Source organism: Pseudomonas sp. GM84 (assembly GCF_000282535.1).
In the GTDB taxonomy this organism is placed as follows: Bacteria; Pseudomonadota; Gammaproteobacteria; order Pseudomonadales; family Pseudomonadaceae; genus Aquipseudomonas.
This window is the reverse complement of the sequence record NZ_AKJC01000287.1, coordinates 1-6,169: the sequence shown is the minus strand read 5'-3', so window position 1 is coordinate 6,169 and position 6,169 is coordinate 1. Positions and strand designations below refer to the sequence as shown.

General features: G+C 66.2%; 4 protein-coding genes. All 4 read left to right on the top strand.

The annotated features are described in order from the left end of the window. Positions 1–366: 366 nt before the first annotated feature. Positions 367–1,278: a 5-dehydro-4-deoxyglucarate dehydratase gene (gene kdgD / locus PMI38_RS21010; RefSeq protein ID WP_008098424.1), complete on the top strand. Its 912-nt coding sequence runs from the start codon at positions 367–369 to the stop codon at positions 1,276–1,278. Between the two features lie 102 nt (positions 1,279–1,380). Beyond that, positions 1,381–2,742 (top strand): MFS transporter, encoded by a 1,362-nt coding sequence (locus PMI38_RS21005; RefSeq protein WP_008098422.1) that lies wholly within the window; start codon positions 1,381–1,383, stop codon positions 2,740–2,742. A gap of 79 nt (positions 2,743–2,821) precedes the next feature. Next, positions 2,822–4,375, top strand: a complete 1,554-nt coding sequence (gene garD, locus PMI38_RS21000; RefSeq protein ID WP_008098420.1) for a galactarate dehydratase — start codon at positions 2,822–2,824, stop codon at positions 4,373–4,375. Between the two features lie 153 nt (positions 4,376–4,528). Then, positions 4,529–6,109 carry an aldehyde dehydrogenase (NADP(+)) gene (locus PMI38_RS20995; protein WP_008098418.1) on the top strand — a complete coding sequence of 527 codons (1,581 nt, stop codon included), beginning with the start codon at positions 4,529–4,531 and terminating at the stop codon, positions 6,107–6,109. Positions 6,110–6,169 lie beyond the last annotated feature (60 nt).

Genomic DNA, 6,169 nt, shown 5'->3' with positions numbered 1-6,169 from the left:
GAGCGCCGCCCGCGCGGCGCATCGCGAGCAAGCTCGCTCCTACATTTGTTGCAACGTGCCACGGTCTGTCAGGCCATGGTTGTCCGCCCTTGGCGCCCGCCGCAATCTCGCGTCGTACCATCAAGGCAGGCAACCATGGCCTATCAGGCAGAGGCACGTTGCAACAAATGTAGGAGCGAGCTTGCTCGCGATGCGCCGCGCGGGCGGCGCTCGATCTACACCCCACCGCAAACCCCGAGACAGGCACCCCTGGGTAACCGCAAATTTTTGCCAAAGGGGACTAGTCATCGTACCAGTTGTACGATAACTTACCTCCATCGCAGCACGACACCCCTACACCCCAAGCGCCACAGGATGCTTACAACAATGAATCCACAAGAACTGAAATCCATCCTCTCCCACGGCCTGCTGTCTTTCCCGGTCACCGACTTCAACGCCCAGGGCGACTTCAACCAGGCTGGCTACATCAAGCGCCTGGAGTGGCTGGCCCCTTACGGCGCCAGCGCCCTGTTCGCCGCCGGTGGCACTGGTGAGTTCTTCTCCCTGGCCGCCAGCGAATACAGCCAGGTGATCAAGACCGCGGTCGACACCTGCGCCAAGTCGGTGCCGATCCTCGCCGGCGTCGGTGGTTCCACCCGCCAGGCCATCGAATACGCGCAAGAAGCCGAGCGCCTGGGCGCCAAGGGCCTGCTGCTGCTGCCGCACTACCTGACCGAAGCCAGCCAGGACGGCGTTGCCGCCCACGTCGAAGCCGTGTGCAAATCGGTGAACATCGGTGTGGTGGTGTACAACCGCAACGTCTGCCGCCTGAACGCCGACCTGCTGGAAAAGCTCGCCGAACGCTGCCCGAACCTGATCGGCTACAAGGACGGCCTGGGCGACATCGAGCTGATGGTGTCGATTCGTCGCCGCCTGGGTGAGCGCTTCAGCTACCTGGGTGGCCTGCCGACCGCCGAGGTGTATGCTGCGGCCTACAAGGCACTGGGCGTGCCGGTGTACTCCTCGGCGGTATTCAACTTCGTACCCAAGACCGCGATGGACTTCTACCACGCGATCGCCCGTGACGATCACGCCACCGTGGCCAAGCTGATCGACGATTTCTTCCTGCCGTACCTGGACATCCGCAACCGCAAGGCCGGCTACGCCGTGAGCATCGTCAAGGCCGGCGCCCGGATCGCCGGTTACGACGCAGGCCCGGTGCGCACGCCGCTGACCGACCTGACCGCCGAAGAGTACGAAATGCTCGCGGCACTGATGGACAAGATGGGTCCGCAATAAGCGCACCCCGCGGCCTGCCATAGCCGCACCCGGAGTGGGCTGCCCCACTCCGGCTACAACTCGTGAGCCCGCACAAAAATAATTAGTGGGAGTATTGCCAGCATGCAAGCGACGAAAAAAACGCATGTGCGCTACCTGATCCTGTTCATGCTGTTTCTGGTGACCACGATCAACTATGCCGACCGAGCCACCATCGCCATCGCAGGCTCCAGCCTGCAGAAAGACCTTGGCATCGACGCCGTCACCCTCGGTTATATCTTCTCCGCCTTCGGCTGGGCCTACGTGGCCGGCCAGATTCCGGGCGGCTGGCTGCTGGACCGCTTCGGTTCGAAGAACGTCTACGCCTTCAGCATCTTCACCTGGTCGCTGTTCACCCTGCTGCAAGGTTTTGTCGGCGGCCTGCCGGTCGCCTGGGCGGTGGTCACCCTGTTCACCCTGCGCTTTCTGGTCGGTTTCGCCGAAGCCCCGTCGTTCCCGGGCAATGCCCGTATCGTCGCGGCCTGGTTCCCCACCCAGGAGCGGGGCACGGCATCGGCGATCTTCAACTCGGCGCAATACTTCGCCACCGCGCTGTTCGCCCCGATCATGGGCTGGATCGTGTTCAGCTTCGGTTGGGAGCATGTGTTCGTGGTCATGGGCGCACTGGGCATCGTGTTCTCCGCGGTCTGGCTCAAGACCATCCACAACCCGCGCCAGCACCCGCGCATCAGCCCCGCCGAGCTCGAACACATCGAGCAGAACGGCGGCCTGGTGGACATGGACCAGAAACGCGGCAACGATGGCCCGAAATGGGGCTACATCAAGCAGCTGCTGACCAGCCGCATGCTCCTGGGTGTGTACCTGGGCCAGTACTGCATCAACGCCATCACCTACTTCTTCCTGACCTGGTTCCCGGTGTACCTGGTGCAGGAGCGCGGCATGACCATCCTCAAGGCCGGCTTCATCGCCTCGCTGCCTGCCGTGTGCGGCTTCATCGGCGGCGTGCTCGGCGGGGTGATCTCGGACTGGCTGCTGCGCCGTGGCAATTCGCTGACCTTCTCGCGCAAGTTGCCGATCGTCTGCGGCCTGCTGCTGTCGACCACCATGGTGTTCTGCAACTACGTCGACGCCGAGTGGATGGTGGTCGGCTTCATGACCCTGGCCTTCTTCGGCAAGGGCATCGGTGCACTGGGCTGGGCGGTGGTCGCCGACACCTCGCCCAAGCAGATCGCCGGGCTGTCCGGTGGCCTGTTCAACACCTTCGGCAACATCGCCTCGATCACCACGCCGATCGTCATCGGCTACATCATCAGCGCCACCGGTTCGTTCAAGTGGGCCCTGGTCTACGTGGGTGCCAATGCCCTGGTGGCGGTGTTCAGCTACCTGGTGATCGTCGGCCCGATCAAGCGTATCGAGTTGCGTGACGACGCAAAGCCTGAAACCCGGCCTGCCGCCAGCGGCGAGCTGGCCGACGCGCGTCACTGAGTGAACACGCCCGCCCCGGCGACCCCGGGCGCGGGCAGCAGTACAAAGCCTGAGCACACATGACAGACAGGGCCCCATCATGCAGTTGATCGAACATTCCGACTCGCCGCGCTACGTCCGCCTGCACGACGACGATAACGTCGTGGTGGTGGTCAACGACGGCGGCCTGGGCGAAGGCGCCCGCTTCGCCGACGGCCTGACCCTGGTCGAGGGCGTGCCGCAGAGCCACAAGGTCGCTACCGTGCCTATCGCCAAGGGCGAGCCGGTGCGCCGCTACGGCCAGATCATCGGCTACGCCCTGGAAGACCTGCGCCAGGGCAGCTGGGTACAGGAAAGCCAGCTGGCCATGCCTGCCGCCCCGGAGCTGGACAGCCTGCCCCGGTGCGACGCGGTGCCCGCCCCCTTGCCACCGCTGGAGGGCTTCACCTTCGAAGGCTACCGTAACGCCGACGGCACCGTCGGTACCCGCAACATCCTCGGCATCACCACCACCGTGCAGTGCGTGACCGGTGTGCTGGAGCATGCGGTCAAGCGCATCCGCGCCGAGTTGCTGCCCAAGTATCCCAACGTCGACGACGTGGTCGCCCTCACCCACAGCTACGGCTGCGGGGTGGCGATCAACGCCCGCGACGCCTACATCCCGATCCGCACCGTGCGCAACCTGGCGCGCAACCCCAACCTGGGCGGCGAGGCGCTGGTGATCAGCCTGGGCTGCGAGAAGCTGCAGGCCGGCCAGGTGATGCACGACAACGATCCCTCGGTGGACCTCAGCGAACCCTGGCTGTACCGCCTGCAGGATGCCAGCCTCGGCTTCGGCGAGATGATCGAGCAGATCATGGGCCTGGCCGAAACCCGCCTGAAAAAGCTGGACCAGCGCCGCCGCGAGAGCGTGCCGGCCAGCGAACTGATCCTGGGCATGCAGTGCGGCGGCAGCGACGCGTTCTCCGGCATCACCGCCAACCCGGCGCTGGGCTATGCCGCCGACCTGCTGGTGCGTGCCGGCGCCACCGTATTGTTCTCGGAAGTGACCGAGGTGCGCGATGCCATCTACATGCTCACCTCCCGTGCCGAAAACCAGGCAGTGGCCGACGCCCTGGTGCGCGAGATGGACTGGTACGACCGCTACCTGCAGCAAGGCGCAGCCGACCGCAGCGCCAATACCACGCCAGGCAACAAGAAAGGCGGCCTGTCGAACATCGTCGAGAAATCCCTCGGCTCGATCGTCAAGTCGGGCAGCGGCGCCATCCAGGGCGTGCTCGGCCCGGGCGAGCGGGTCAACCGCAAGGGCCTGATCTTCTGCGCCACCCCGGCCAGCGACTTCGTCTGCGGCACTTTGCAGTTGGCAGCCGGCATGAACCTGCATGTGTTCACCACCGGCCGCGGCACGCCTTATGGACTGGCCATGGCCCCGGTGGTCAAGGTCTGCACCCGCACCGAACTGGCCCAGCGCTGGCCCGACCTGATCGACATCGACGCCGGGCGCATCGCCAGTGGCCGCGCGAGCATCGAGGAACTGGGCTGGGAGCTGTTCCACTACTACCTGGATGTGGCCAGCGGCCGCAAGCAGACCTGGGCCGAGCAGCACCGCCTGCATAACGACATCACCTTGTTCAACCCGGCGCCTATTACTTGATGCGCCCGGTCGCGGCCACTGTGGGAGCGGGCTTGCCCCGCGAAGCAGACAACGCGGTACACGGCACCGGCTTCGCCGGTGTTCGCGGGGCAAGCCCGCTCCCACACGTACAGTGCCGACCTTTAGCCTTTCATTTCTCCAAAGGAGCACCCCATGCCTGAGATTCTTGGCCACAACTTCATCGCCGGCCAGCGCAGCGCCGCCGGCCTTCAGCGCCTGCAGAGCCTGGACGCCACCACGGGCGAGGCCCTGCCCTACAGCTTCGCCCAGGCCACCGAGGCCGAAGTCGACCAGGCCGCCCAGGCAGCAGCCGCCGCCTTCGCCGAGTTCCGCCAGCTGGCGCCTGCGCGCCGCGCCGAATTCCTCGATGCCATTGCCGCCGAGCTGGATGAACTGGACGACGCCTTTGTCGCCATCGTCTGCCGTGAAACCGCCCTGCCTGCCGCGCGCATCCAGGGCGAACGTGGCCGCACCAGCGGCCAGATGCGCCTGTTCGCCCAGGTACTGCGCCGTGGCGACTACCTGGGTGCCCGCATCGACCTGGCCCTGCCCGAGCGCCAGCCGCTGCCGCGTGCAGACCTGCGCCAGATGCGCATTGGCGTTGGCCCGGTGGCAGTGTTCGGCGCCAGCAACTTCCCGCTGGCCTTCTCCACCGCCGGCGGTGACACCGCGGCTGCCCTGGCCGCCGGCTGCCCGGTGGTGTTCAAGGCGCACAGCGGCCACATGGCCACCGCCGACCTGGTCGGCTGCGCGATCCAGCGCGCCGCCGAACGTACCGGCATGCCCAAGGGCGTGTTCAACATGGTCTTCGGGGGTGGCGTCGGCGAGTGGCTGGTCAAGCACCCGGCGATCCAGGCAGTCGGCTTTACCGGTTCGCTCAAGGGCGGTGATGCCCTGTGCCGCATGGCCGCCGAGCGCCCGCAGCCGATTCCGGTGTTCGCCGAAATGTCCAGCATCAACCCGGTGATCATCCTGCCCGGCGCCCTGGCCAAGCGCGGCGACGCCATTGCCCGCGAGCTGGCCGGCTCGGTCTGCCTGGGTGCTGGCCAGTTCTGCACCAACCCGGGCCTTGTGATCGGCCTGCAATCGCCGCAGTACAGCCAGTTGCTTGCCGACCTCGGCCAGCACCTGGATGCCCAGGCCGGGCAGACCCTGCTCAACGCCGGTGGCCTGCGCAGCTACGTCGGCGGCCTGGAGCACCTGCAGGCACACGCCGGCATTACCCATCTGGCCGGCCAGCCCCAGCAAGGCAGCCAGGCGCGTGCCCAGCTGTTCAAGGCCGATGCCCGCCTGCTGGTGGAAGCCGACCCGTTGCTGCAGGAAGAAGTGTTCGGCCCGACCACCGTGGCGGTCGAGGTGCAGGACAATGCGCAACTGCGCGCCGCCCTGCTCGGCCTGCGCGGCCAGCTGACCGCGACGCTGATCGGCGAGCCGGAAGACTTCGAAGCCTTTGCCTGGCTGGTGCCGCTGCTGGAAGAGAAAGTCGGCCGGATCCTGGTCAACGGTTACCCGACTGGTGTCGAGGTATGCGATGCGATGGTGCACGGCGGCCCTTACCCGGCCACTTCCGATGCCCGTGGGACGTCGGTCGGCACCTTGGCCATCGACCGCTTCCTGCGCCCGGTGTGCTACCAGAACTACCCGCAGGCGCTGCTGCCTGAGGCCCTGCGCGATGGCAACCCGCTGGGCTTGCGGCGTCTGGTGAATGGGCAGTGGAGTGAAGGGGCGATCTGAATGCCCTGATGCAAGAAGCCCCGCAATCGCGGGGCTTTTTTGTCTGTACCGGCCCTATCG

What these genes read in the sequence shown, in the direction of transcription:
- kdgD (WP_008098424.1), top strand. Translation starts at nt 367, where the DNA reads ATGAATCCACAAGAACTGAAATCCATCCTCTCCCACGGCCTGCTGTCT.
- PMI38_RS21005 (WP_008098422.1), top strand. Translation starts at nt 1,381, where the DNA reads ATGCAAGCGACGAAAAAAACGCATGTGCGCTACCTGATCCTGTTCATG.
- garD (WP_008098420.1), top strand. Translation starts at nt 2,822, where the DNA reads ATGCAGTTGATCGAACATTCCGACTCGCCGCGCTACGTCCGCCTGCAC.
- PMI38_RS20995 (WP_008098418.1), top strand. Translation starts at nt 4,529, where the DNA reads ATGCCTGAGATTCTTGGCCACAACTTCATCGCCGGCCAGCGCAGCGCC.